24 protein-coding genes and 1 pseudogene are annotated in these 23,996 nt (G+C 62.0%); 19 read left to right on the forward strand and 6 right to left on the reverse strand.

Annotation, left to right across the window (positions count from 1 at the left end; translation table 11 throughout):
• Positions 1-124 precede the first annotated feature (124 nt).
• From SYN63AY4M2_RS06140 to SYN63AY4M2_RS13785, 3 genes are all read right to left on the reverse strand, one after another.
• The gene (locus tag SYN63AY4M2_RS06140; protein ID WP_011429146.1) at positions 125-742 is read right to left on the reverse strand and encodes a DUF3727 domain-containing protein; all 618 of its coding nucleotides are present in this window, start codon (positions 740-742) and stop codon (positions 125-127) included.
• Between the two features lie 72 nt (positions 743-814).
• Positions 815-1,060: a gas vesicle protein GvpG gene (locus SYN63AY4M2_RS06145; RefSeq protein WP_011429145.1), complete on the reverse strand. Its 246-nt coding sequence runs from the start codon at positions 1,058-1,060 to the stop codon at positions 815-817.
• 440 nt (positions 1,061-1,500) lie between these two features.
• Positions 1,501-1,656 (reverse strand): hypothetical protein, encoded by a 156-nt coding sequence (locus tag SYN63AY4M2_RS13785; RefSeq protein WP_168173320.1) that lies wholly within the window; start codon positions 1,654-1,656, stop codon positions 1,501-1,503.
• 9 nt (positions 1,657-1,665) lie between these two features.
• Between SYN63AY4M2_RS13785 and SYN63AY4M2_RS06155 the strand changes: the two are divergent.
• Positions 1,666-2,070, forward strand: a pseudogene (locus tag SYN63AY4M2_RS06155) (ATP-binding cassette domain-containing protein); the annotation flags it as partial.
• Positions 2,071-2,080: 10 nt separating this feature from the next.
• Here the strand turns inward: SYN63AY4M2_RS06155 and SYN63AY4M2_RS06160 are convergent.
• Complete coding sequence (locus SYN63AY4M2_RS06160; protein ID WP_011429142.1) at positions 2,081-2,893, reverse strand: class I SAM-dependent methyltransferase; 813 nt, start codon at positions 2,891-2,893, stop codon at positions 2,081-2,083.
• Positions 2,894-2,921: 28 nt separating this feature from the next.
• On the opposite strand from SYN63AY4M2_RS06160, the gene SYN63AY4M2_RS06165 reads away from it, so the two are divergent.
• The 12 genes from SYN63AY4M2_RS06165 (at position 2,922) to SYN63AY4M2_RS06220 (ending at position 12,883) form a co-directional block, all read left to right on the forward strand.
• Positions 2,922-3,137, forward strand: coding sequence for a hypothetical protein (locus SYN63AY4M2_RS06165; RefSeq protein WP_011429140.1), 216 nt, complete (start codon positions 2,922-2,924; stop codon positions 3,135-3,137).
• A gap of 115 nt (positions 3,138-3,252) precedes the next feature.
• The gene (locus SYN63AY4M2_RS06170) at positions 3,253-4,653 is read left to right on the forward strand and encodes an ABC transporter substrate-binding protein (protein WP_011429139.1); all 1,401 of its coding nucleotides are present in this window, start codon (positions 3,253-3,255) and stop codon (positions 4,651-4,653) included.
• A gap of 53 nt (positions 4,654-4,706) precedes the next feature.
• The gene (gene trpA, locus SYN63AY4M2_RS06175; protein ID WP_011429138.1) at positions 4,707-5,522 is read left to right on the forward strand and encodes a tryptophan synthase subunit alpha; all 816 of its coding nucleotides are present in this window, start codon (positions 4,707-4,709) and stop codon (positions 5,520-5,522) included.
• Between the two features lie 411 nt (positions 5,523-5,933).
• Positions 5,934-6,455 carry a phycocyanin subunit beta gene (locus SYN63AY4M2_RS06180; RefSeq protein WP_276307372.1) on the forward strand — a complete coding sequence of 174 codons (522 nt, stop codon included), beginning with the start codon at positions 5,934-5,936 and terminating at the stop codon, positions 6,453-6,455.
• Positions 6,456-6,602: 147 nt separating this feature from the next.
• Positions 6,603-7,091, forward strand: a complete 489-nt coding sequence (locus SYN63AY4M2_RS06185) for a phycocyanin subunit alpha (RefSeq protein ID WP_011429135.1) — start codon at positions 6,603-6,605, stop codon at positions 7,089-7,091.
• Between the two features lie 288 nt (positions 7,092-7,379).
• Positions 7,380-7,640, forward strand: coding sequence for a phycobilisome linker polypeptide (locus SYN63AY4M2_RS06190; RefSeq protein WP_011429133.1), 261 nt, complete (start codon positions 7,380-7,382; stop codon positions 7,638-7,640).
• 72 nt (positions 7,641-7,712) lie between these two features.
• On the forward strand, positions 7,713-8,483 hold the full coding sequence (locus SYN63AY4M2_RS06195; RefSeq protein ID WP_228375394.1) for a HEAT repeat domain-containing protein: 771 nt from the start codon (positions 7,713-7,715) through the stop codon (positions 8,481-8,483).
• A gap of 87 nt (positions 8,484-8,570) precedes the next feature.
• On the forward strand, positions 8,571-9,212 hold the full coding sequence (locus SYN63AY4M2_RS06200) for a HEAT repeat domain-containing protein (RefSeq protein ID WP_099812571.1): 642 nt from the start codon (positions 8,571-8,573) through the stop codon (positions 9,210-9,212).
• A gap of 42 nt (positions 9,213-9,254) precedes the next feature.
• On the forward strand, positions 9,255-9,980 hold the full coding sequence (locus SYN63AY4M2_RS06205) for a phycobilisome rod-core linker polypeptide (RefSeq protein WP_011429130.1): 726 nt from the start codon (positions 9,255-9,257) through the stop codon (positions 9,978-9,980).
• Between the two features lie 139 nt (positions 9,981-10,119).
• Positions 10,120-10,431, forward strand: coding sequence for a DUF6825 family protein (locus SYN63AY4M2_RS06210; protein ID WP_011429129.1), 312 nt, complete (start codon positions 10,120-10,122; stop codon positions 10,429-10,431).
• A 29-nt stretch (positions 10,432-10,460) separates the two neighbouring features.
• Entirely contained in the window at positions 10,461-12,164 is a 1,704-nt protein-coding gene (locus tag SYN63AY4M2_RS06215) for an AarF/ABC1/UbiB kinase family protein (RefSeq protein ID WP_240530505.1), read from the forward strand.
• Complete coding sequence (locus tag SYN63AY4M2_RS06220; protein ID WP_011429127.1) at positions 12,164-12,883, forward strand: Stp1/IreP family PP2C-type Ser/Thr phosphatase; 720 nt, start codon at positions 12,164-12,166, stop codon at positions 12,881-12,883. The genes SYN63AY4M2_RS06215 and SYN63AY4M2_RS06220 overlap by 1 nt, the downstream gene beginning before the upstream one ends.
• 11 nt (positions 12,884-12,894) lie before the next feature.
• Here SYN63AY4M2_RS06220 and SYN63AY4M2_RS06225 read toward each other — a convergent pair whose 3' ends face one another.
• Positions 12,895-13,812, reverse strand: coding sequence for a histone deacetylase (locus tag SYN63AY4M2_RS06225; protein WP_011429126.1), 918 nt, complete (start codon positions 13,810-13,812; stop codon positions 12,895-12,897).
• Between the two features lie 128 nt (positions 13,813-13,940).
• Between SYN63AY4M2_RS06225 and SYN63AY4M2_RS06230 the strand changes: the two genes are divergently transcribed.
• The 4 genes from SYN63AY4M2_RS06230 to SYN63AY4M2_RS06245 all read left to right on the forward strand — a co-directional run bounded on the left by SYN63AY4M2_RS06230 (position 13,941) and on the right by SYN63AY4M2_RS06245 (position 22,071).
• Positions 13,941-15,785 carry a serine/threonine-protein kinase gene (locus tag SYN63AY4M2_RS06230; RefSeq protein WP_011429124.1) on the forward strand — a complete coding sequence of 615 codons (1,845 nt, stop codon included), beginning with the start codon at positions 13,941-13,943 and terminating at the stop codon, positions 15,783-15,785.
• Between the two features lie 3 nt (positions 15,786-15,788).
• Positions 15,789-18,122, forward strand: a complete 2,334-nt coding sequence (locus SYN63AY4M2_RS06235; protein ID WP_011429123.1) for a transglycosylase domain-containing protein — start codon at positions 15,789-15,791, stop codon at positions 18,120-18,122.
• A 332-nt stretch (positions 18,123-18,454) separates the two neighbouring features.
• Positions 18,455-20,320, forward strand: a complete 1,866-nt coding sequence (gene uvrC, locus SYN63AY4M2_RS06240) for an excinuclease ABC subunit UvrC (protein ID WP_099884344.1) — start codon at positions 18,455-18,457, stop codon at positions 20,318-20,320.
• Between the two features lie 80 nt (positions 20,321-20,400).
• A complete protein-coding gene (locus SYN63AY4M2_RS06245; RefSeq protein ID WP_099887492.1) occupies positions 20,401-22,071 on the forward strand; it encodes an NAD+ synthase in 1,671 nt (556 codons plus the stop codon).
• A gap of 271 nt (positions 22,072-22,342) precedes the next feature.
• On the opposite strand, the gene SYN63AY4M2_RS06250 is transcribed toward SYN63AY4M2_RS06245, so the two are convergent.
• Complete coding sequence (locus tag SYN63AY4M2_RS06250) at positions 22,343-22,495, reverse strand: chlorophyll a/b-binding protein (protein WP_011429120.1); 153 nt, start codon at positions 22,493-22,495, stop codon at positions 22,343-22,345.
• Between the two features lie 279 nt (positions 22,496-22,774).
• Here SYN63AY4M2_RS06250 and SYN63AY4M2_RS06255 point away from each other — a divergent pair, with 279 nt between their 5' ends.
• On the forward strand, positions 22,775-22,996 hold the full coding sequence (locus SYN63AY4M2_RS06255) for a photosystem I reaction center subunit IV (protein ID WP_011429119.1): 222 nt from the start codon (positions 22,775-22,777) through the stop codon (positions 22,994-22,996).
• 45 nt (positions 22,997-23,041) lie between these two features.
• On the forward strand, positions 23,042-23,893 hold the full coding sequence (locus SYN63AY4M2_RS06260) for a DNA-formamidopyrimidine glycosylase (protein ID WP_011429118.1): 852 nt from the start codon (positions 23,042-23,044) through the stop codon (positions 23,891-23,893).
• Positions 23,894-23,996: the final 103 nt, after the last annotated feature.

Genomic DNA, 23,996 nt, shown 5'->3' on the forward strand with positions numbered 1-23,996 from the left:
AGACTCCGCCCAATCGACTTGAGCGGCAACCAAGGGGCTGCATTGGGGCAAGAGGCTTGGTACTTCCACCTTTGGGCTTTTTGGCCCAGGTGCCTTCAATTCTCAGGCAGAAACCCCGAGCTGCCTAGTCCTCGTCTTCATCGTCATATTCTTCATCATCGTACTCCTCCTCTTCCACTACCTCGTCCAGATCGAGCAGCACAGCATTGAGTTGGTCGAACAGGGCTGGCGAGTCCTCTGGGTTCAGTAGGTAGGGATCCCCCTCGTCAGGCAGGGCCACGTAGACCAGAACTGGGTCGAGGGGCGTAAAGATGCCGTATTTCTTGTCTTTGTAGAAGAAGGTAGCCAGCAGTTGGAATTCCTGGGCATCTTCCTCGCTTTCGCCCAGCTCGAACACATCTTCCTCTTCAACAGGGGGCAACTCTCCCTGCACCGTCAGGATGTCGAAGCCGTTTTGCTGCAGAGTCAAGTTCAACTCCTCCAAGACGGCCTGGATGGTGGGGATAGCAGCCTGGAGCTCCTCTGGATCCGGCTCATCCAGGATCCCTTCCATGTCCGCATCTCCGTTCACCGCTTGGCCGGGCTCTTCTTCCCCCTCCCAAACCAGAACTTTGATCACGGCGTCCACGGGCGTGGCCAGTGCATAGGCTTGTTCCTCAATGACCACCTGCCTCAGGATCTCGCATTTCAGAGGCTGGTTCTGCTCGTCGCGGAGCACTAAGGTTTCGCGGGATTCGGCCATGGAAAGCAACCCAGGGTAGGAAAATGAGGTCAACCCAAGCTTATTCTCCCATGTTCTGATCCCCCGCAGAACTCAGGGATCCTCGTCGGCACTGCCGGCTTCGGCCTGGGCCAGGGCTTCCAGAGCCAGCAGGATCTCCTCTTCTCGCTGGCTATAGGTCTCTTCATCGATCTCCCCCAGATCGAGCTGAATCTGGAGAGCGGTGAGTTCTTTCTGGAGGTTTTCTTTGCTGTCGAGTTGTGCCTCGGCCCGCTCGCGAATCTGCTCCGCCAACCACAGCAAGCTCTGGGCCGGCCACGTCAGCAATTGCCAAACCATCCCCGCGCCTCTCCCGTGATTTAGGTCAATCCTAACAAGCGGATCCCACCTCCGCCTAAAGCCCGATAACCGATGCTCAGACCCTCCCAAAGGTGGCGCCATAGACCCGAAACAGAGGGATCCCTGCCGCTGGACTCTGCTGCTGGTTGCCGTTGCTGATACATTTACGCTGAACACTGCTGAACATCACTGTTCAACTATGCAGCGATAGCATTCTGCTTGTTTCCATTCGCGTTAGCGGGACGGAGTCCAAACAGAATGGCGGTATCCCGCAAAGCTTTGAGTAGAATACCCAAAGCGCAGTTTCCGTGTCGTCTTACTACCAATTTTCTGCTTTGCTTTGGCTACCATGTTGGCAGACTCGAAAGTAAACAGAAAGATCAACTGGTAGTAATCCGTACTGAACATATTATACATTATTTTCAGTATAGTTGAGCTTATTATTGACTAGAGTCATGCTCCTGTTCCAGCAACTCCAGCAGGTGGGTGTTGTTGGCTGCCCTGGCTGCTTCTAGACGATGGGCCAGAGAGACAGCGATGTTCCGCCGATGGCGGGCCAGAAAGCTAGCTCCACTCGCTTCAGCAGTTGCGCTCATAGAAAATAGAAAAAGGCCGAGGCAGTTGAACGGGCTATGGAGGTGTTGAGACGAGTGGGGATCGCCGAGCAAGCCGAGAAGTATCCTGGTCAACTTTCGGGGAGGCAGCAGCAGCGGGTGGCGATTGCCCGCGCTTTGGCCATAAATCCGGCGGTGATGCTCTTCGATGAGCCCACCTCGGCCTTGGATCCGGAGATGGTCAAAGAGGTGCTGGACGTGATGCGGGAGCTGGCCCGCTCGGGCATGACCATGGTGTGTGTAACCCACGAGATGGGCTTTGCCCGCGAGGTGGCGGATCGGATTGTCTTCTTCGACCGCGGCAAGATCGTGGAAGAAAACACCCCCCAAGAGTTTTTCAGCAACCCCAAGGAAGAGCGTTCTCGCCTTTTCTTGTCGCAGATCCTGTCCCACTAAGGGGCTGCGCTTAGAGAGGCGCAAGCCGTGCCAGAAAGGCCCCCTCCGGCTCTTGGTAGAGAATTTGTCCCTGCCAGCCGTTGGCGTGGGCACAGCGCAGCAGGGTTTCCGGATCCACAAACAGCCAGGGAAAGGGATCCCCGCGCTGCCCGCCGTACTCGGCCACAAAGTTCACCACCCTGGCTTTTGCCTCGCCCGCTGTTCTGCAGTCTCTCCCCTTCTCCCGATCCTCGGCTTCAGAATTAGCTGAACTTTCTACCTGCGGCAGATCCGCCGCGTCGCCCTCTTCACTGAGATCGGCTAGATCGGTGGAATCCACAAGCAACTGGCCGGTGGGCTGAACCCAGTGGCGGGCCAAGCTTAAAAAGCGCTCCAACCCCGCCAGGGATCCCACCAGGCCGGCGCCGTTCATCAGCAGCAGCAGCGTATCGAAGGGCTCTTCCGGCCCCTCCCAGTGGAACAGGTCGGCGGCGATGCGGCAATGCACCCCCCGTTCGGCCATGATCTGCAACGCCACCGGCGAGCGATCCAGGGCGGCTACGGCAAACCCCTCCTCCTGCAACAGCAGGCTGTGGCGGCCCGTGCCGGCGCCAATGTCCAGCACCCGACCGCGGCAGAGCTCTAAGGCCAGGGCCTCCACCTCCGGCAGCTCTTGGGTGAAGAACACCTCCGGCGAGACCACCTGGGGCTCCTCTGCCAGCGGGATCCCCTCGGCGCTGTAGGCGTGCAAGAGCAGGGATCCCCTCGCCTGGCCCCGGTGCCAGTCCCACAGGGCTTGCTCGAGCGGATCCTGAGGCAAAGGGTTTTCGACAACCTCTATCATGGGAAGGGAAAGCTAGAGTCTTGCCCCAATGGCCATTGCCGCATTTCTTTACGCTGCCGCTTTGGTTCTTTTGCTGATCGCAGGAGTCGTTTGGGCCACCTCTCAGCCGGCTAACTTGGAGACCGAGCCACAGGCCGGCGCACCTCCAGAAGAGCCCCCGGCAACCCCATCTGTTCCTGTTTCCATTGTGGAGCAACTGGAGCGCCAATACCGCAACAGCCCTTCCTACCGTCCCGATCCTTAGCGTATACTTCAAGAAAGTTCTTGAAGATCCTTGAAGAGGGGGGGTCCAAGAGCTTCCTGAAGGCGTGAGCGGTACCCCTGCTGTCCGGATTCTGCTGTTCTCTTCCTTGGGGCCCATGGCTGCGAAGTCTCCACCCCCTATCGTCTACATTGCCCTAGGGCTATTGCTCCTCTGGGGTGGTCATCGCGCCTGGCAGGCGGGCTACATCCGCTGGCCAGAAGGGATCCCTCTGCCAGGGTTGGGCGGTAGGGCCCAAGATCTGCTCTTAACCAGCGGCGAGCGCACCCTGTTTGCCGATAGCAGTCCCGCCGCCGTGGCTGCAGCAGAGCTGTTGCGCCAGGGCAATTTCGGCGCGGCGATCCCGCTCCTAGAGATGGGGCTACAGAACAACCGCAACGACCCGGAAGCTCGCATTTTCCTCAACAACGCCCGCGCCCAGCAGCAGGGCAACCCCTTGAGCATAGCCGTGGTGGTGCCCATCTCCAGCAACCCCAACCGCGCCAAGGAGACCCTGCGCGGCGTGGCCCAGGCCCAAGAGGAGCTATTTCAGCAAGGGGGTATTGCAGGGCGGCTGCTGCGGGTGGTGATTGCCGACGACGGGGATAACCCAGAGCGAGCGGCGGCAGTGGCCAAAGCCCTGGTGGGCCAGCCCGAGATCCTGGGGGTGATCGGCCACAACGCCAGCGATGCCACCCTGGCGGCGGCTGAGATCTATCAGTCTGCCGGCCTGGCCATGATCTCCTCCACCTCCACCAGCACCCGCATCAGCCTGCTGGGGAACGCCATCTTTCGCACCGTCCCCTCCGACCAGATTGCTGGCACGCAACTGGCCCGCTATGTCCTTAACAAACTGCGCCTGCAGAGGGTGGCCATCTTCTACAACCCCAACAGCGCCTACAGCACCAGCCTGCGCGACGCCTTTGCCGCTACCCTGACCAGCGAAGGGGGCGTTGTGCTGGCGACCTTCGACCTGTCGGCAGCCGATTTCAACCCCCAGGCCAGCCTGCAGACAGCTCTGGGGCAGGGATCTCAGGCGGCTTTCTTGGCGCCCACGGCTTCCGTGGCCGAAAAAGCGCTGGCCGTTGCCCGCGAGAACGCTGCCCTTGGCCAGCCCCTCGCCCTGGTGGGGGGGGATGTGCTGTTTAGTCTCACCACCCTCAAGGAAGGGGGGGCAGCAGTAGAGGGGCTGGTGGTGGCGGTGCCCTGGCATCCCGACGTGCCCCGCAACCGCGGCTTTGCCCAGAAGGCAGCCCAGATGTGGGGAGGGCAGGTGAGTTGGCGCACGGCACTGGCCTACGACGCCACCCGTGTTTTTCTCCAGGCTATTCGGCAGGGATCCCCCAGCCGCAGCGGCATTCTCACTGCCCTGGGCGACCCCAACTTCCGCTTGCCAGACGGCGCTTCCGGGGAGGTGCGCTTTTTGCCCTCCGGCGACCGCGATGCTCCCCATGTGCTGGTGCGCATTGAACGGGGCAACCGCTCCGGCACCGGCTACGATTTTGTGCCCCTCCCCTAGGGCAGGCGCTACAGTAGGGGGTGCTCTCCATCTCCTCAGCTTGGACAGATCCCATGCCCAGCCGGATCACCGCGTGTTTTCAGGCGCTGCGCAGCCGCGGCGAAGCCGCCCTCATCCCCTACCTCACCGCCGGGGATCCCAACTTGGAAACCACCTTTGCGGCCCTGCAAGTTTTGGAGGAGAACGGCGCCGACCTCATCGAGTTGGGGGTGCCCTATTCGGATCCCCTGGCCGATGGGCCGGTGATCCAGGCAGCAGCCACCCGCGCCCTCAGCCGGGGCGTCACCTTGGGCGACATCTTGCAGGGCTTGCGGGGCCTCTCGCTGCGGGCTCCCCTCGTCCTGTTCACCTACTACAACCCCATCCACCAGCTCGGCATCCCCACCTTTGTGCGGCAACTGCGCCAGGCCGGCTGTGCCGGCTTGGTCGTCCCCGACCTGCCCCTGGAAGAGGCCGGATCCCTGCGGGAAGCAACGCAGGCGGAGGGGATCGACCTCATCCTGCTGGTGGCCCCCACCAGCCCCGCCGAGCGAATGCGCCGTATTGCCCAACAGTCCAGCGGCTTTATCTACCTGGTCAGCACCACCGGCGTCACCGGCGAACGGGCCACCCTGGAGCAGCGGATCCCGGCCTTGCTGCAGCAACTGCGCCAATACACCTCCCTGCCGATTGGGGTAGGCTTCGGCATCTCCACCCCCGACCAGGCCCGCCAGATTGCTCTCTGGGGAGCGGATGCGGCGATCGTGGGCAGTGCCTTTGTGCAACGGCTGGCCAAGGCCCCCACCCCCGCCCAAGGGCTGCAACAAATTGCCCACTTCTGCCGGGATCTCAAAGCTGCCCTGCAAGGCATAGGTACCCCGCAACATTGACTGCTGCAGTGTGTGGGCAAGAGGCTTGCCTTTATCTCAAAACAAGTGAAACGAATGTTTACATTTTTTTACTGCCCTCGCCGACCAGTTTCTGGCCTGCTGACCCAACAGAGCCAGAGGATTGGCGGCCAAGCAGACACTCTGGTGCCTGTTTATTTGTAAATCTTCACAAAACACTCATCCCTCCCACGCTATAAAATTGACCTGGATGCTCGGCTGTCTGAAAGTCGCAGAGGTTCTTGACCTGTCTCAAAATCTGGGGCTTCGGTGGGGGTAGTTTTGAGCAACCCGCTCCACAGGATCCCCGGTTTTTGGGCAAGGAGGATCCCGCAAACAACAGAGTTTGGGATCCCACTTTTGAGAGGTTCAGCCAGTCGCCCATCGCTTTTTGGAAAGACCAGAAGGAGATCCATCATGCAAGACGCCTTTACCCGGGTGATCGCTCAGGCAGATGCACGCGGTGCCTTTTTAAGTGATCAAGACTTCGACCGTCTGGCGGCTTTGGTGGCAGAAGGCAACAAACGCCTGGATGCTGTCAACCGCATGACCAGCAACGCCGCCCAAATCGTAACCAACGCGGCTCGTTCCCTGTTTGCCCAGGAGCCGGATCTGATCGCCCCTGGCGGTAATGCCTACACCAACCGTCGCATGGCCGCCTGCCTGCGGGACATGGAGATCATCTTGCGCTACATCACCTACGCCACCTTGGCGGGGGATAGCTCGGTGCTGGAAGATCGCTGCCTCAACGGCCTGCGGGAGACCTACATTGCGCTGGGGGTGCCCACCAGCTCCATGGCCAACGCCATTGCGGCCATGAAGAAGGAAGCCCTGGCCAAGATCATGGATCCGAACGGCATCACCCCTGGCGACTGCTCGGCGCTGCAAAGCGAGGTGGCCAGCTACTTCGACAAGGCGGCTGCCGCCATTGTTTAAGTTAAAAGCGGTCGTCCCTCTTTAAAGCTCCGTGAGATCGCCTAGATCCCTTTTTTCCGACAGGCAGACAGGCATTCCCAACTTGGAGGAGTGCCGGCTGCTCAACTAAGACTTTTGCTAACAGTCAACGCATTTAGGAGTTGCAAGGTGAAAACTGTCATTACCGAAGCGATTGCCGCTGCTGACAATCAAGGGCGTTTTCTCAATGCCAGCGAGCTGCAGGCCGTTAATGGTCGTTACCAGCGCGCTGCTGCCTCTCTGGAAGCGGCCCGTGTCTTGACCCAAAACCAACAAACGCTGGTGCGCGAAGCGGTGCAGGAAGTGTTCAAGCGCTTCCCCTACCTGACCCAGCCGGGCGAAATGGGTCACGGCGATGTGTTTCAGGCCAAGTGTGCCCGCGACATTGGCTACTACCTGCGCTTTATCACCTACTCGCTGGTTGCAGGCGGCACGGGCCCCCTCGATGAATACCTGGTGGCGGGCCTGCGGGAGGTGAACCGCTCCTTTAACCTCTCCCCGAGCTGGTACATTGTAGCTCTGCAGCACATGAAGAGCCGTGCTCTGGGCATGCTGAAGGGCCAAGCGGCGAACGAAGCAGCCATTTACTTCGACTACGCCATCAACGCCCTTAGCTAAGGGATGCCAGAGTAGAGATCCCGTTTTTGGGGGAGCGATCTCTTTCTTCGTCTTCCAATTGAGTGCCCCTACAGAGCAGGCAGCAGCCCAAGTGGAGCTGAGCTGGTCGTTTCCAGGTTTTCGGCGCCGCGGCTCTCTTCGAGCCAGCTAGGTTGTCTGCCTGCTTCCCAAGCTTTTGTGCCTGGGTACAGTTCTGCCTCTAGAGGTGGCTTTTGCGGCCTCTCTGGCGGTCAAGAGGTCTTCGTGCCCAGGTGCCGCACAAAGTTGAACTCGACTCGGGGGAAAACGATGTTTGGTCAAAGCACCAGCGGCCCTGAAACTTTGACGGAAGCCGGCAGCCGGGTTTACAAGGTTGAGTACACTGGCCTGCTCAACCCACCCGATGCTCTGGCCACCTCGGCTAAGGTGCGTCGCAGTACCATGAGCATCACAGTTCCTTACAGCCGGCTGTCCACGGAGATGCAGCGCATTCTGCGGATGGGCGGCAAAATCGTGCAGGTCACTGCTCTATCGGCGGCCCCTGCCCAGAGCAACGGCGCTGCTGAGTAAGGGATCCCTCTGCTCAACGGCAGTCATCGGCAAGGTGGCCTCGATTCCATGGACGGCTCTGCAAGGGTTCCCATGACATCCAACACAGCGGTGCTGCCCCAGCCGCTCACCTGGGAGCAGGCGATAGCGCGGCTGCAGGGGGATGACCCGCAAGATCGGTACTATGCCGCTTGGTACTTGGGCACGGTTCGGGATCCGCGGGGGGTAGAGCCACTGCTGTTGGCGTTGCGAGATGAGCGGGATCGCACCGCCTTGGGGGGCTACCCGCTACGGCGCAATGCGGCCAAAGCCCTTGGGCAAATTGGCGACGTGCGGGCCGTGCCCGGCCTGATCGAGGCCCTTGGCTGTAGCGATCTGCATGTGCGGGAAGAGGCTGCCTATGCCCTGGCCCAGTTGGGAGACCGGCGGGCGGTGGCTCCCTTGCTGGCCTTGCTGCAGTCGCGGGAGCAGGAGCAGCCCTGGGAAGCCTTCATCGAAGCGCTGGGCCAGCTCAACGCCACCGAGGCCGAGGCGGCGATTCGGCCTTTCTTAAGCCACCCCTCGGAGCGGGTGCGTTCGGCAGCCGCTTGGGTGCTCTATCGCTTTACACAAGCCGAGGAGCTGACCCAAGTTCTGGTGGCGCTGCTGGCCCACCCCAATTTCAGCCTGCGCCAGGCGGCCCTTTTCGATCTGGCAGAATCCGGCTGGGTGGCAGGGGCGCCGCTGTTGGCGACAGCCGATGTGGCGCTTAACCTGCGCATCAATGCTCTGAAGCGACTGTTCGACGTGGCGCTGCAGTTAGGGCGAGTGCCGCCGGATCGGGTGGCAGCAGCGATCATCCCGCAACTGGACAGGCTGTTCTAGACGTGAAAGGGCTTGGGGCTCTCCCCCCCTATTGGCTCGCTTGGATGTTTCGTTAGTTTTTTACTTACCTTGGCCTCTGGGTTGTCTATGTCCTCTTCCTCGGCTGCGCAAGTGCTTCCCGCTGCTGTGGCTCAACTGGCCGCTGAACTGGAACAGGCCACCTCAGCGGAAGAACTGTTGCGGGTGGTGAGAGCGCTGGGATCCTTGGGCCACGTGGAAGGGATCCCCCTGCTCATTCGCGCCTTTGGCTTCAACCGCCCTGCCGTGGGGGAGGCCGCGCTGGAAGAGGTGTTGCGCTTTGGGGAGGCGGCGGTAGGGCCTTTGCTGGCCAACATCGATGGCTTCGACTATGGGGCGCGCGCCTATTCGGTGCGGGCGTTGGCCCGTATCGGCCACGGCGATGCCTACCCCTTTTTGGCGGAAGCCATTGTGGCGGACTTCGCCCCTAGCGTGCGGCGAGCGGCGGCCCGTGGGCTGGGACAGGTAGCGGCACGGCGGCCCCTCTCCGATCAAGAGCGAGCCTTGCACCTGTTGCGGCAATGCCTGGGCGACGCCGACTGGGGAGTTCGCTATGCCGCCGTCGGATCCCTGACGGATTTGGCTCGGCTGGGAGAGGCGTCCCTGCGATCTGCCGTCGAGGCAGCCCTGCAAATGGCCTTGCAGGATGCGGATCCCTTGATTCCCCTACGCGCCCGCCTAAGCCAGCAGGAGCTGGCTGCTGATCCATAACCCCTGCCATTTTGTTGTTTCGTTTCCTCAGGAGCATAACCTATGACTCTTCCGCTGCTTGCCGATCGCCCCACCACGCAAAGCGTGCGGGTGGAGCGCTACTTTGTACCCAGCGACGAAACCCCGCCCGCCTATCGCCCCGACGACCCGACGGGCATCGAAAATGTCATCCGCGCCGCCTACCGGCAGATCTTCAGCGAACACCTGATGCTGGAGAGCTACCGGCAAAAAGCGCTGGAGTCCCAGCTGCGCAACGGGGCGATCTCGGTGAAGGAGTTTATCCGTGGCCTGGGCAAGTCGGAGGTGTACCGGGATCTGGTCATGGTTCCTAACGACAACTACCGCTTCGTCGAGATCACCTTCCAGCGCTTCCTGGGCCGGCCCACCTACAGCCAGCAGGAGCGCATCAAGTACTCCATCATCCTGGCCACCCGCGGTCTGAACGGCTTTATCGACGCCGTTGTCGACAGTGAGGAGTACAACGCCGCCTTCGGGGACGATGTGGTGCCTTACCAGCGCCGCCGCCTTTCCGAGAAGCCGACCAACTTGCTCAACCCCCGCTACGGGGCGCGGTGGCGGGATGTTTCCGGCGTGAAGCGCTCGACGCGGGAAGTGGTGCGCACCTACCGGATTACTCGGCCTCCCAAGCCCGGGGATCCGGAAAACTTCCTCAACATGGCCCGCATGCTCAATCCCAAGCCGGCAGCGCGGCAAAACATCAGCGTCTTCGATCTGAAGATCCCCGACATGACCACCAACCGCCGCTGAGGGTTCGGCCTCCTACCCACTGCGCCCTTGCCAAGCTCTCAAGCCGATCATCCGACGCCGTTCGGGTGGATCGGCTCTTCGGCTTGGTTGGGGCAAGATTCGTTATAATCTGGGTGATGCTTCTTAACACTTGGGTTACATGAACAATCCAGTTGTGCGGGCTTTTTTTGTCGGCAAGGCGGTGGCCGACGTGCTGCGAGAGCGCCTGGAGAGCACCCTTGCCGACCTTGCCGGGGAAGTGGGCAAGGTGTGGGCGGAGCTCCAAGAGGGCTGGCAGACCTTTGCCCAGGATGTCATGGCCCGGGCTGAGGCGGAAGCATCGCTAGCTGCCCAGGAAATGGCGGCACCCCCCTTCAAGGCAGAAGACCTGCAGGCAACCCTAGACGACCTGCGGGCAGAGGTGGCGCAGTTGCGCTCCGAATTGCAGAAGTATCGGAGTCGAAACGCTTGAACGCCAGCACACTCCCATCCCGAGCCGTTTTGGGATCCGAACCCGCCAAGCCCTATACCGCCTACCGTTGGGCCCGAGAAAACTACACCCGCTGGGGCCGCCTCATTGATATTTGGCGATTTGTGCTCACCTGGCTGTTTTACCTCTGGCTGGATCAGCAGGCGTGGAGCTACGGGGGGCAGCCCACAGCGGAGCGCAAAGCCAAACGCCGCCGCGCCAGGGCCATCTGGATCCGCGAGACGCTGCTCCACCTCGGTCCTACTTTTATCAAGGTGGGGCAGTTTTTCTCCACCCGGGCCGATCTCTTCCCCTCCGAGTACGTCGAGGAGCTGTCCAAGCTGCAGGATCGGGTGCCTGCTTTTGGCTACGAACAGGTGGCAGCCATCGTGCAGCAAGAGTTGGGCAAGCCCATTGAGCAGATCTACAGCTATTTCGATCCCACCCCCTTGGCGGCGGCCAGCTTGGGGCAGGTGCATCGGGCCAAGCTCAAGACCGGCGAAGAAGTGGTGGTCAAGGTGCAGCGTCCGGGCCTGACCCGCCTGTTCACGATCGATCTGGAGATCTGCCGCGGTATTGCCGAGTTCTTTCAGTACCACACCCGTTGGGGCGGGCCGGGCCGCGACTGGATCGGCATCTACGAAGAGTGTCGGCGCACCCTCTGGGAGGAAGTGGACTACCTCAACGAGGGCCGCAACGCCGACACCTTTCGCCGCAACTTTCGGGACATGCCACAAATTGCCGTCCCCAAAGTGTACTGGCGCTACACTTCCCCCCGCCTGCTGACGCTGGAATACCTGCCAGGGATCAAGATCAGCGACTACGAAGCCCTGAGCGCGGCGGGGCTGGATCGCAAGCTCTTGGCCCGCTTGGGGGCAGAGGCCTATTTGCGGCAACTGCTCAAAGACGGCTTTTTTCACGCCGATCCCCACCCTGGCAACATTGCCGTCAAGCCGGATGGCACGCTGATCTTCTACGACTTCGGCATGATGGGGCGCATTCGCCCTGGCATCAAGGAAAAGTTGGTGGCCATGCTGGCGGCTGTGGTGGCCAAAAATGCCGACCTGGTGGTGGCCTCGCTGGTGGAGCTGGGCGTGTTGGTGCCCACTGCCGATCTGGCGCCAGTACGCCGCTCGGTGCAGTACATGTTGGATCACTTCATGGACAAGCCCTTTTCCAACAGCTCCGACGAGATCTCGGTGATGGCCATCAGCGAAGACCTCTACGAGCTGGCCTACGATCAGCCGTTTCGCTTTCCCGCCACCTTTACCTTTGTGATGCGGGCCCTGACCACGTTGGAGGGGCTGGGGAAAAGCTTGGATCCGGAGTTCAATTTCCTGGAAGTGGCCAAGCCTTTCGCGGAGGAGCTGATGAACGGTAGCAAACCGGAGACGGAGACTCTGCTAGCCCAGGTCAGCCGCCAGGCGGCAGAGTTCACCAGCAGCAGCCTCAGCTTGCCCCGCCGTCTTGAAGCGACCTTGAGCAAGCTGGAACAGGGGGAGCTACGCCTGCGGGTGCGATCCAGCGAGGCAGAGCGTTTGCTGCGCAAGCTGAACAGCACCGGACGGGGAGTTATCTACGCGGTGTTGTTTGCAACTTTTTTTCTCAGCGCAACCCAGCTATTTTCGGCTGGGCATGCTACTTTAGCGATCGTCACCCTGGCTTTGGCCGTTCTCGCCGCTTTGGCGCTGGTCAGGGTACTCTTAAAGGCAAATGGATCAGAGCCACTGATGTGATGCGACGATATGCCTGCGCTACGGATCCAGGCAAGGTCCGCAGCAGCAATCAGGATGCCTACTACTGTGATCCAGAAGGACGTTACTTCATCGTTGCCGATGGCATGGGAGGGCACGCTGCCGGAGCAACAGCCAGCCTGTTGGCGGTCGAGGTCATTCGCGAGTGCCTTGAGCGGGGTTGGCAGACCGTGCCAGCGCCCAAGCTGCTCAGCGAGGCGATAGAAGCGGCCAACGAGGCCATTCTTAAAGACCAGCGAGAAAACCCGGAGCGGGCCGACATGGGCACCACCGTGGTGGTGGCTCTGGTGGATCCCAACAACAATTGCTGGAGCGCTCACATCGGCGACTCTCGCCTTTACCGCCTCCGCGGATCTGAGATGCAGCAGATGACGGAGGATCACACCTTGGTAGCTCGCTCGGTTCGCCAAGGGGAGTTGACCCAGGCGCAAGCCCGCATGCACCCCTGGCGCCACATTCTCGAGCGCTGCCTGGGCCGCCCCGATGCAGGGCCGCCTGCTGTTCAGCCGATTACAATGCGCCCTGGGGATCGCCTGCTGTTGTGTAGTGACGGGCTCACCGAAGAGCTAGATGACGAGGTCATCGCCGAGTACTGCCTGAAGGTGGAGGATTTGGATCAACTGGCCTGCCAGTTGGTCGAGGCGGCCAAAGAGCGGGGCGGTCGGGACAACATCACGGTGGTGATCGCCGAATACGCCTAGTTCGCGGCCAGCTAGAGACGGTATTGCCGGTACACTTCGCCGGCAGCCCGGTGCAGGAGCGAGTGGCGGTAGACAAGCTGAGCGAGGTCGTTGCCGTAGCCGCCGCCGATAACGCAGGCAACGGGGTAGCCTCGCTTTAAGCAGGTGTCCAGCACCTGCATATCGCGGCGGAAGAGCCCCTCGTCGCTGAGGGCCAGCTTGCCCAAGAGATCTTCGCGGTGGGGATCCACCCCCGCATCATAGAGCACCAGATCCGGGCGCACCTGAGCCAACAGATCGGGCAGGTAGTCGGCCAGGGTTTGCAGATAAGCTTCGTCTTCCAGGCCCACCGGCAGGGGCACGTCCAGGTCGCTGGCCTGCTTGGTGGCGGGGAAGTTGGCGGCGCAGTGCATGGAAAAGGTAAACACCCGCGGCTCGGAGCGGAAGATCCAGGCGGTGCCGTCGCCCTGGTGCACATCCAGGTCTACAATCAGAACCTTTTGCACCAGCCCCTGCTGCAGCAGGACTTGGGCGGCGATGGCCAGGTCGTTGAAAATACAGAAGCCGGAGCCGTAGGCGGGGAAGGCATGGTGGGTGCCGCCGGCGGTGTTGCAGGCCAGGCCGTGGCGCAGGGCCAATTGGGCGGTCAGGACGGTGCCGCCCACCGCGCGACAGGTGCGCTGCACCAGCTCGGGACTCCAGGGCAGGCCGATGCGCCGCTGCAGTTTGGCCTCCAGGGATCCCTCGCAGTAGGCCCGCACGTACTCTGGCGTGTGCACCGATTCGATCCAAGCCAGGGGGGGGAGTTCCGGCTGATGCACTTGCTGAGGGCGGATCACCCCTTCCCGCAGCAGCAGCTCGTGCAGGAGGCGGAATTTGGGCATGGGAAAGCGATGGCCCGGCGGCAGGGGGGCGCTGTAGTCGGGGTGGTAAACGACGGGCAAAGACATTCCAAGCAACCGGATCGACGGGGGTGAGCATAGCCTATTGGGGCCCCAGTGCTTATGGTAGAGGTAGCCCACTCTGGCCGGATCCCTGCGGGGGCTCTGCGCTGTTCTCTCTACCGCCGCGATTCCCTATGTTTACTGCGTCGGATCCCTTTTTGGGTCGCCTCTTGGCCCAGCGCTATCGCCTGACCCATCTGCTGGGGCAAGGAGGCATGGGGCGGGTCTACTTGGCCCAGGATCTGCTTTTTGGCGGGGTGGAAGTGGCCGTTAAGCTGCTCTCCCAGCCGGCGATGGACGAGCAGGCCCGCCTGCGCTTTGAGCGGGAAGCCAAAGCCTGCGCCGCTTTGGGCCAGAAAAGCCTGCACATTGTCAAGGTAAGCGACTACGGCATCACTGCCGATGGGGTGCCTTTCTATGTGATGGAATACCTCAACGGCCAAACCCTCAAGGACATTCTGGCGACGGGATCTCTGCCGCTGGAGCGCTTTTTTCGGCTGGCCCGCCAAATTGGCCTGGGGCTCAAAGCAGCCCACGAAGGGATCCTCCTGGAAGGACAGCGGATCCAGGTGATCCACCGCGACCTCAAGCCGGCCAACGTGATCGTGCTGGCCGACGAAAGCTTGGGGGAGCTGGCGAAGCTGGTGGACTTTGGCATTGCCAAGCTGCTCAACACCCGCGAGTCGCTCAGCCTTACCCACGCCTACCTGGGGACGCTGGCCTACTCCTCCCCGGAGCAACTGGAAGGGTTGCCGCTGGATGCCCGCTCCGACATCTACAGCTTCGGGATCATGCTCTACCAGATGGTGTCCGGCCAGATGCCCCTCCAGCCTACCACCGAATCTTTCCCGGGCTGGTACCAGGCCCACCACAAGCAGCGTCCCCTGCCTTTGGAAGAGCTGGGACTGCCGTTGGCGCTGCCCGCCGGTTTGTCGGATCTGATCCTCAGTTGTTTGGCCAAAGATCCGGCCGCCCGTCCGCCCACGGTGGCCAATGTGTTGGCGGAGCTGGAGCGCATCCAAGCCAGAGCGCAGGGATCCCCCAGAGGAGCTTCCCAGGCTGTTGCCCTTCAATTTCCAGCGATCCCCTCTGGCCCGCTTTTTCCCTCGGCGCCCCCCCTGGCCACGGCCGGCACGCTGCGGCTTGCGCCCCCGACAATGGCCAGCGAGAACAGGGGATCCCTGCTCTGGGCCCGCCTGATCCCCTTCTTGGGGGGCAGTTTGCTGGGCTTGGCCTTGGTGAGTTGGGGGTTGGGACGGTTGCTGCAGCGCCCTGCGGCTCCGGTGCTCTCCGGCTCTCGCCCCTCGCCAGCTGCCACGGAGTTAGAGGATGAGCGCCCAGGAGCGGAGGCGCAGCCCGATACGGCCCCTGAAGTTCTCGTTCCGGATATCCTTGGCAGCAGTGCTGGGCAGGACGAGGGCGCAACCCGTCGGGATCCGGCACCGGAGCTAGAACCCTACAGCGGGCCGGTGTTGCGCGCCTTCCCTCTCCAGACTTCCCGCGAGGTGGTGCGGGCCGCCCTGGGATCCCCCAGCCAGCAGGGGCGAGGCGCTCGGCCCAACACCGTCTACGACCTGTACCGCTTGGGCAGCATGAACTTGAGCCTCACCTACGACGAATCCAGCCTGGCGCTGCAACAAATCGAGGCCACCGTCGCCGACGACGTGCCCGCCCCGCAGGCGGAAGGGCTGCTGGAAGACATGCTGCAGGCCCCCTTGCCCCCCCAGTTGCAGCGAGAACTGCAGGCGGTGCGGGAAAACCGTTCTGAGCGCGTCCAGTTCCGCGTCGGCCCCTGGTCTGGCGTGGTCGAGCGCACCCCCCAGGGCCACCTCTACATGGCCGTTTGGGATCCCCCGCCCACCGTCCCCGTTGCCCAGCCCCGCCCAGCCCCCAGAGCCACTCCAGCCGCCGCCGGCCCTCGTCCCGGCCAGACCCTGCAGGAGCTGCTGCGCCGCGCGCGCGAATTGCGGGGAGATTGAGCCATGTCTGCTTCTGAAGACAAGAATTCCCTACGGGGCACCGTCGCTCGCTTCTTCAAGACCCTGGCGAGGCCCTTTCCGGTCGGGCCTACGGCCCTCCTCAAGCCTGCCGAGCCCCCTCCCCCCAAACGCCCGGTGCGCCTGCAGATCACCTGCCCAGGAGAGCCTCCCCAGGTGTTTGTCCTGCAGGGATCCGACATTCTTGGTCGCAGCCAGACGGTGGCCACCATCCGCATCCCCGCCCCTGCGGTGAGCCATCTGCACGCCCGCATTCGCCCGCGTCCGGGCTGGCGTCTGCCTGGCTTGGGGTGGCGGATCCCTCTGCATCCCCTCCTCTACTGGCTGGGGTGGAACGCTGGTCGCTACCAACTGGAAGATCAAGACTCCACCAACGGCGTCTTTCGCCTCAAGCCCTTTGGCGGCGCCGAGCGGGTGCGGCGGGTGATCCTGCGCCACGGCCAGCGACTCAGCCTTGGCCCGCCCCGGGATCCGGAGAGCGTGGTTATTCAGGTGTTGGATCCACCGCCGCCGCAGGTGTACGGGGTGCGCGGCTGCCTGATCCTGATGGCGCTCTTGGGGCTGGGGGCGAGGCTTTGGATCGGCCATGAGTGGAGCAAGTTCTCAGTAGAACCGCCGCTGGCCGCCGATCGCAACCCCCTGATCGTCCTGGCCGGGGATCGGCAAACCGAGCTGCGCCGCCACCAGGGGGATCTCTACCGGGAGCTGCCCAACCTGGAAGCCTTTGGCCCGATTCTGCCCAAAGTGGTGGTGGCCGCCGAAGATCACCGCTTCTACTCCCACTTCGGGGTCGATCTGCTGGGCATTGCCCGCGCCTTTTGGGTCAACCTGCGCTCCGGGGAGGTGCAGCAGGGGGGCAGCTCCATCAGCCAACAACTGGCTCGCACCGTCTTGCGCGACTACACCGGCTCAGGCAACACCTTTGGCCGCAAGCTGCGGGAGGCCGTCGCCGCCCTCAAGCTGGAACGGCGCTACAGCAAAGACGAAATCCTCACCCTCTACCTCAACAACGTCTACCTGGGCAACGGCCTCTACGGCTTTGAGACCGCCGCCCAGTTCTACTTCGGGATCCCCAGCCGCCAGCTCAGCCTTTCCGAAGCCGCCACCCTGGCCGCCATTCTGCCCGCCCCCAACGCCTTCAACCCCGTCGCCAACTACGAGGCCGCCGTGCGGGGCCGGGATCGGGTGTTGGATCGCCTCAGCGAGCTCAAAGTTTTCCCGGAAGAGGAGATTCGGCGGGCCCGGCGCAGCCGCCTCACCCTCAACCCCAACCTGCGCTCCCAGACCTCGACAGTTGCCCCCTACTTCTACAGCACCGTCTTCCAGGAGCTGCGGCAGCTTTTGGGGCAAGATCTCTCGGCAGAGGGCAACTTCGTCATCGAGACGACGCTGCATTTGCCCTACCAGCGGCTGGCGGAGCAGGCCCTGGCCCAAACGGTGCGCGAGGTGGGATCCCGCCTGGGCTTCAACCAAGGCGCCTTGGTCAGCCTCGACAGCCGCAACGGCGAGATCCTAGCTCTCGTGGGCGGGATCGACTACACCGCCAGCCCCTTTAACCGTGCCACCCAAGCCCAACGGCAGCCCGGATCCACCTTCAAAGTCTTCGCCTATGCCGCTGCCCTCAGCCAGGGGATCCCGCTGTCGCAGGTGCTCTCCTGTGAGCCGCTTACTTGGGGCAACCTCACCTTTCAGGGCTGCCGCTCGGGAAGTGCCCCCATGGACTTGGCCCGCGGCCTGATCCTCTCCGAAAACGTGATCGCCCTGCGGCTGGCCCAACAGGTAGGGCTGGAGCGGGTGGTGGCCATGGCGCGGCAAATGGGCATCCAATCCCCCTTACAGCCCTATCCTTCCCTGGTTCTCGGCACGATGGAGGTGAACCTGCTGGAGCTGACCGCGGCCTTTGCCCCTTTGGCCAATCGCGGCCTTTGGTCTAGGCCCCACACCATCCGCCGCATCCTGGATAGCAGCGATTGCGCCAACCCCGACGACTTTCGCACCTGCCGCGAGATCTACCCCGGTCGCGAGGATCCCCGCTCGCAGCGGCTGGTTTTGTCGGAGAGCGTCGCCCAGCAGATGACCGCCGTATTGCAAGGGGTGATCCGCTCCGGCACCGGCACCGCCGCCCGCCTTGGGATCGGGGAGGCCGGCAAAACGGGCACCACCACCGCCAACAGGGATCTGCTCTTTGTCGGCTACACGCCCAATCCGCCTCTGGTAACCGGCATTTGGCTGGGCAACGACGACGCCAGCCCCACCCGCGGCAGCAGCAGCATCGCCGCCCAAACTTGGAGAAACTACATGAGCCAAGTCATTCAATAGGCGACCTTGGCAAACAAGTTCTAACAACTTGACAGAAAACCTCTCCCCCTTCTCCAGGGGGAAGTGCCCGGTGGGAGCGTTGCAAGCTGTCGCGAAACCGTCTGTCACATCTCCTCCCCCGAAGGAAACGGGCTTAGGGGCGGCAGGGCTGCGGCCCGGCAGCGTTGCGAAACGCTTGGGAGGTTTTTCAGTCGAGTGATAGCTACACTTAGCCGGCCAGAAAATGAACTGCAGCCAACTGGGCGATGGGATGATTTTAAGATGGGAGTGACTTGGTCATCACTGAATGAAAGCCTTGGGATCCCTGGCTTTGCCTGTTGGAGCGAAGCTGTATGACTGTCCCTCTGATTCAAAACCCTGAGGTTCTAGAAAGCCGCCTTAAGGAGATTCCTGCCGAACCTGGTGTCTATTTGATGCGGGATGCCACCGACCAGATTCTCTATGTGGGCAAATCCAAAAAGTTGCGATCTCGCGTGCGATCCTATTTTCGCTTTACCGGCGACCTGTCTCCTCGTATTCAGCGCATGGTAGTTCAGGTTTGCGAGATCGAGTTTATCGTCACTGATAACGAAAGCGAAGCTCTAGCCCTGGAAGACAATCTCATTAAAACCTATCAGCCGCCCTACAATGTTCTCCTCAAAGAGGATAAAAAATACCCCTATTTGTGCATTACGTGGTCAGAGCCTTACCCGCAGATTTACATTACCCGCCACCGCCGTCTCAACCAAAATCAAGATAAGTACTACGGGCCCTATACCGATGTGGGCCTGCTGCGTTACACCCTCGGTCTGGTAAAGCGCATTTTTCCCTTGCGCCAGCGCCCCAAGCCGCTTTACAAGGACCGCCCCTGTTTGAACTATGACATCGGGCGTTGCCCTGGTGTCTGTCAGGGCTTGATTAGCCCGGAAGCGTATCGCAAGACCGTTGCTCAAGTGGCGATGATCTTCCAAGGCCAGACGGACGAGCTTATCCGTGAGTTGAAGGAGAAAATGGCCCAGGCAGCGCAGCAAGAAAACTATGAGGCGGCGGCGCGCTATCGGGATCAAATCCGCGGCCTAGAGCAACTGGGCCAATCCCAGAAGGTCTCTTTGCCCAACTCTACCGCCAGCCGCGATGCCATAGCTTTGGCCATGAACGACTCGCGGGCTTGCATCCAGTTGTTTCAGGTGCGGGCGGGCAAGTTGGTGGGACGGCTAGGGTTTGTGGCCGAAAACCGCGGCGACGACCCGGCTCTTATTTTGCAGCGGGTTTTGCAGGAACATTACCAATATTGCGACCCGGTGGAAATTCCCTCCGAGATTTTGACCCAGTATGAGTTGCCGGATCGCGATTTTTTGGAATCTTGGCTGAGCCAGAAAAAGGGGCGCAAGGTCAGCCTCCTTGCCCCGCAGCGGCAGAGCAAAGCCGAGCTAATCGAACTGGTGGAGCGGAACGCCCAGCTAGAGCTAGCCCGCAGCCAGCGCCTGGCGGAGCGGGAGGCAGCAGCGCTGGAGCGCTTGGCGGAAGTTTTGGATCTGCCAGAGCCGCCCCGTCGCCTAGAAGCCTACGACATCTCCCACATCCAGGGATCCGACGCTGTGGGCAGCCAGGTGGTGTTTATCGATGGCCTGCCGGCCAAGCAACACTACCGCCGCTACAAGATTCGCAACCCCCAGGTGCGGCCTGGCCACTCCGACGACTTTGCCAGCCATGCCGAGGTGGCGCGGCGTCGCTTCAGCAAGATGACTTCCGAGGATCAGCCGGACTTGGTGCTCATCGACGGGGGCAAGGGGCAACTGGCAGCAGTGATGGCCGTCTTGGCAGAGCTGGGGCTGGATCACCTGCCGGTCTTTGCCCTGGCCAAGCGGGAAGAGGAGATCTTTCGGCCTGGGGATCCTGAGCCGCTGCGGCTGCCGCCCCAGGATCCGGCCCGCCTGCTGTTGCAGCGTCTGCGGGATGAGGCCCACCGCTTTGCCCTTGCCTACCATCGCCAGCAGCGGAAACTACGCCAACAGGCTTCGGTTCTGGAGGAGATCCCTGGTCTAGGCAAGCAGCGGCAAAAGCTGCTCATGGAGGCGTTTCGCTCCCTTGCCCGCATCCAGATGGCTACTGAGGAGCAGTTGGCCCAAGTACCTGGCATTGGCCCCAAGCTGGCCCGCCAGATCTACCGCTACTTCCATCCAGAAGCCGAAACAGAGTTGCCAGCAACAGCGGAGTAGCCGACCCGCCTGTGGGCAAGCCGAACGACCTGAGCTGGCCTATCATCGTGGAGTCCGCCATTCTCGGCCAAGGGGGCCAAGTGAAGGTAGCGCTGTTGCAACTCAACTATACCGTTGGCGATCTCAGCGGCAATGCCGAGCGCATCCGTGCGGCGGTCGAGGCGGTGGCAGCGGCAGGAGCGGAGCTGGCCATTACTTCTGAGCTGGCCCTGTTGGGGTACCCGCCCCGGGATCTGTTGCTCTACCCGGCCCTGATTGAGAGGGTAGGCCAAGTTTTGCAGCAGTTGGCGGCCCGGCTGCGGGAGAGCATTCCGGTGGTGGTGGGATCCGTGCAGCCCAACCCGCTGCCGGAGGGGCGACCCCTCTACAACGCCGCGGCCTGGCTGGAAGGGGGGCAGATCCGCCACTGGTTCCAGAAGTCGCTCCTGCCCACCTACGATGTCTTCGACGAAGACCGCTACTTTGAGCCGGGATCCCCGCCCCAGCCCATTGAGTACCGTAGCCGCCGAGTGGGCTTCACCATCTGTGAAGACATCTGGAACGACCGCGACTTTTGGCAACACCGCCGCTACCACCGGGATCCGGTGGAAGAGATGGCCCGCTGCGGCGCCGATGTGCTGATCAACCTGTCGGCCTCTCCCTTTAGCCTGGGCAAGCAAAAATTGCGGGTGCAGATGCTGGGATCCCTGGCCCGCAAGCACGCCCTGCCCATCCTCTATGTCAACCAGGTGGGGGGCAACGACGACCTCATTTTCGACGGGGCCAGTTGCGCCCTAGACTGCCGGGGCCGGCTGGTGGCCCAAGCCGCTGCCTTTCAGCCGGACTGCCTGATGGTAGATGTGGAGGCGCTGGTTCACCCTCCTGAGGAAGGCCCGGAAGTTCAGGGATCCCGCTGGCCAACGGAGCCGGAAGCAGAGCTCTACGAGGCGCTGGTCTTAGGCACCCGCGACTACGTCAGCAAATGCGGCTTTCGCGAGGTGTTGCTGGGCCTGTCGGGGGGGATTGACTCAGCGGTAACTGCCGTCATTGCCGCCGACGCCTTGGGGCCAGAGCGGGTGCTGGGGGTGCTCATGCCCTCTCCCTATTCCAGCCCGGGCAGCCTGACGGACGCCTACCAACTGGCGCAAAACCTGGGGATCCCTACCCTGAAGCTGCCCATCCACTCGATTATGGAGAGCTACCAGCACCTCCTGGCTGAGCCCTTCGCTGGCCTGCCCCCCGACATCACGGAAGAGAACCTGCAATCGCGCATTCGCGGCACCCTGCTCATGGCCCTCTCCAATAAGTTTGGCCGGCTGCTCTTGACCACGGGCAACAAGTCGGAGCTGGCGGTGGGCTACTGCACCATCTACGGGGATATGTCCGGTGGCCTGGCCGTGATTTCCGATGTGCCCAAAACCTGGGTCTACCGCCTGGCCCGCTGGATCAACCGCCACCAGGAACGGATTCCCCTCCCCATCCTCACCAAGCCCCCCTCGGCAGAGCTGCGGCCCGGCCAGAAAGATAGCGACAGCCTGCCCCCCTATGACGTGCTGGATGCCATCCTGCAGCGGCACATCGAGCAGCACCAATCCGCTGCCGAGCTGGTGGCCCAAGGGTTTGATCCCGACACTGTTCAGCAGGTGCTGCACCTGGTGCAGAGTGCCGAGTTCAAGCGCCACCAGGCTCCCCCTGGCCTGCGCGTGACCGATCGCGCCTTTGGCACCGGCTGGCGCATGCCCATTGCCAAACGCCAGGAAGGGATCAGTTGACCTTCACCCCCGGTCCCTCTCCCAGAGGGAGAGGAGGGTTGGGAGAGCGCAACCGGTTTCGCTTTTCCTGCAAGGATTGGGGTAGGGGTGCGGGTATGTTTTCTGTGAATGAGGGCCTGCCGGCCGGCAGACCCCAGAACAAAGCTTTTCCTCAACTCAACAAAAAACAGAGAGAGCAGGGCTTTCAAGCTTGCCTCTTTGCTCACAGGGATCCCAGAATCTCGCGTTTACCGCTTCGGGAGCGACTCCATAGCGCGGCAAGCTGAGTTTTCTAGATCAGGCCCAGCCAGGAGGCGACGCCTTGGCCCGTCACCGCTTCGATGACAATGGCCAACACAAAGCCGATCATGGCCGCGCGGCCGTTGAGACGCTCGGCATATTCGTTAAAGCCAAACTTGGGCTCAGACAAGTTGGGGTTGGACATGGAAACCTCCAGTTAGGGCTTGGGAAGGGCTACAAGAGGAGCACCTGCCCTTCAGTATAGTTTGCATTTCTTCACATCGCAACACCAGCCGCTTCCGACGGCAGCAGGGGAGTGGCAGCCTTGGGGGCTGGGCTTTGCCCTAACGCAGGGGCGGCACCAGCGTCCAGAAGATTCCCACCTGCAGGGAAGCCACAGGGATCCCCGTTACAAAAATTCGGAAATCGCAGCCTTCTCACGGACTAGGGTAATCTGAAGGGCAGGTCAATGGAGAGAACCTCTATGGCGATTCAGCGTGGTGCCAAAGTCCGGGTGTTGCGGAAAGAATCCTACTGGTATCGGGATGTGGGAACGGTTGCGGCGGTGGATACCAGCGGCATTCTCTACCCGGTGATCGTCCGCTTCGACAAGATCAACTACTACAACATCAACACCAACAACTTCCGCGAAGATGAGCTGGAAGTGGTGGAGGAGCCCAAGCCCAAAGCCAAAGCTTCCAGCTAAGGCTGCCCCTGCCAACTCAACCAAGCTCTTTGGCTTCCTCTTCCTGTGCCCGAGCTGCCGGAAGTTGAAACCGTCAGGCGGGATCTGCAGCGCCTCACCCTGGGTCTGTGCATCCTGTCGGTGGAGGTGCTTCTCCCTCGCACCGTGGCCTACCCCGGCAAAGACGAGTTTGCGCAGGGGCTGGCAGGCAGCTGTTTGACCCAGTGGCAGCGGCGAGGCAAATATCTTCTGGGATCCCTGGACTCTGGAGCGGTTCTGGGCGTGCATCTGCGCATGACCGGGCAACTGCTCTGGGTTCAGGGATCCGCGCCTTTGCCGATCCACACTCGCGTCCGGCTGCATTTGGAGCAGGGGTGGGAGCTGCGCTTTGTTGATCTGCGCACCTTTGGCCAGATGTGGCTGGTGCCCGCCGGGGTGGAGCCGGAGACGGTGATCCCTGCCCTGCAGAGCTTGGGGCCGGAGCCGCTTTCGCCGGCCTTTTCCGAGGCCTATTTCCAAGCTGCCTTGCAGAAGAGCCGCCGCCCCATCAAAGCCGCCTTGCTGGATCAGTCGCTGGTGGCGGGGGTGGGCAACATCTACGCCGACGAGGCCCTGTTTCTGAGCGGCATCCACCCCTCAACACCCGCCGCGCAGCTTTCCGACGCTGCCAAGAGCCGCCTGCGAGAAAGCCTGATCCAGGTGTTACGGGCCGGGCTGGAGCAGCGGGGCACCACCCTGCGGGATTACCGGGATCTGCGTGGGCTCAACGGCAACTACCAGGGGCAGGCGTGGGTGTACGGTCGAGAAGGGGATCCCTGTCGCCTCTGTGGCACCCCCATTCAGCGGAGTAAGCTCTCGGGCCGCTCGGCCCACTTTTGCCCCCGCTGCCAGCCGCCTCCAGGCCGGGTTGAGACTTGATGGCGTATCTGATACATTTACGCTGAACACTGCTGAACATCACTGTTCAACTATGCAGCGATAGCATTCTGCTTGTTTCCATTCGCGTTAGCGGGACGGAGTC

This window comes from Synechococcus sp. 63AY4M2 (assembly GCF_002760475.1).
Taxonomy (GTDB): Bacteria; Cyanobacteriota; Cyanobacteriia; order Thermostichales; family Thermostichaceae; genus Thermostichus.

Bases quoted from the DNA above. Each gene is read 5' to 3' on its own strand.
- SYN63AY4M2_RS06165 (WP_011429140.1), top strand. From the start codon at position 2,922: ATGGCCATTGCCGCATTTCTTTACGCTGCCGCTTTGGTTCTTTTGCTG.
- SYN63AY4M2_RS06230 (WP_011429124.1), top strand. From the start codon at position 13,941: ATGTTTACTGCGTCGGATCCCTTTTTGGGTCGCCTCTTGGCCCAGCGC.
- SYN63AY4M2_RS06255 (WP_011429119.1), top strand. From the start codon at position 22,775: ATGGCGATTCAGCGTGGTGCCAAAGTCCGGGTGTTGCGGAAAGAATCC.
- SYN63AY4M2_RS06140 (WP_011429146.1), bottom strand. From the start codon at position 742: ATGGCCGAATCCCGCGAAACCTTAGTGCTCCGCGACGAGCAGAACCAG.
- SYN63AY4M2_RS06200 (WP_099812571.1), top strand. From the start codon at position 8,571: ATGTCCTCTTCCTCGGCTGCGCAAGTGCTTCCCGCTGCTGTGGCTCAA.
- uvrC (WP_099884344.1), top strand. From the start codon at position 18,455: ATGACTGTCCCTCTGATTCAAAACCCTGAGGTTCTAGAAAGCCGCCTT.
- SYN63AY4M2_RS06190 (WP_011429133.1), top strand. From the start codon at position 7,380: ATGTTTGGTCAAAGCACCAGCGGCCCTGAAACTTTGACGGAAGCCGGC.
- trpA (WP_011429138.1), top strand. From the start codon at position 4,707: ATGCCCAGCCGGATCACCGCGTGTTTTCAGGCGCTGCGCAGCCGCGGC.
- SYN63AY4M2_RS06205 (WP_011429130.1), top strand. From the start codon at position 9,255: ATGACTCTTCCGCTGCTTGCCGATCGCCCCACCACGCAAAGCGTGCGG.
- SYN63AY4M2_RS06145 (WP_011429145.1), bottom strand. From the start codon at position 1,060: ATGGTTTGGCAATTGCTGACGTGGCCGGCCCAGAGCTTGCTGTGGTTG.
- SYN63AY4M2_RS06250 (WP_011429120.1), bottom strand. From the start codon at position 22,495: ATGTCCAACCCCAACTTGTCTGAGCCCAAGTTTGGCTTTAACGAATAT.
- SYN63AY4M2_RS06160 (WP_011429142.1), bottom strand. From the start codon at position 2,893: ATGATAGAGGTTGTCGAAAACCCTTTGCCTCAGGATCCGCTCGAGCAA.
- SYN63AY4M2_RS06225 (WP_011429126.1), bottom strand. From the start codon at position 13,812: ATGTCTTTGCCCGTCGTTTACCACCCCGACTACAGCGCCCCCCTGCCG.
- SYN63AY4M2_RS06235 (WP_011429123.1), top strand. From the start codon at position 15,789: ATGTCTGCTTCTGAAGACAAGAATTCCCTACGGGGCACCGTCGCTCGC.
- SYN63AY4M2_RS13785 (WP_168173320.1), bottom strand. From the start codon at position 1,656: ATGAGCGCAACTGCTGAAGCGAGTGGAGCTAGCTTTCTGGCCCGCCAT.
- SYN63AY4M2_RS06195 (WP_228375394.1), top strand. From the start codon at position 7,713: ATGACATCCAACACAGCGGTGCTGCCCCAGCCGCTCACCTGGGAGCAG.
- SYN63AY4M2_RS06210 (WP_011429129.1), top strand. From the start codon at position 10,120: ATGAACAATCCAGTTGTGCGGGCTTTTTTTGTCGGCAAGGCGGTGGCC.
- SYN63AY4M2_RS06220 (WP_011429127.1), top strand. From the start codon at position 12,164: ATGCGACGATATGCCTGCGCTACGGATCCAGGCAAGGTCCGCAGCAGC.
- SYN63AY4M2_RS06170 (WP_011429139.1), top strand. From the start codon at position 3,253: ATGGCTGCGAAGTCTCCACCCCCTATCGTCTACATTGCCCTAGGGCTA.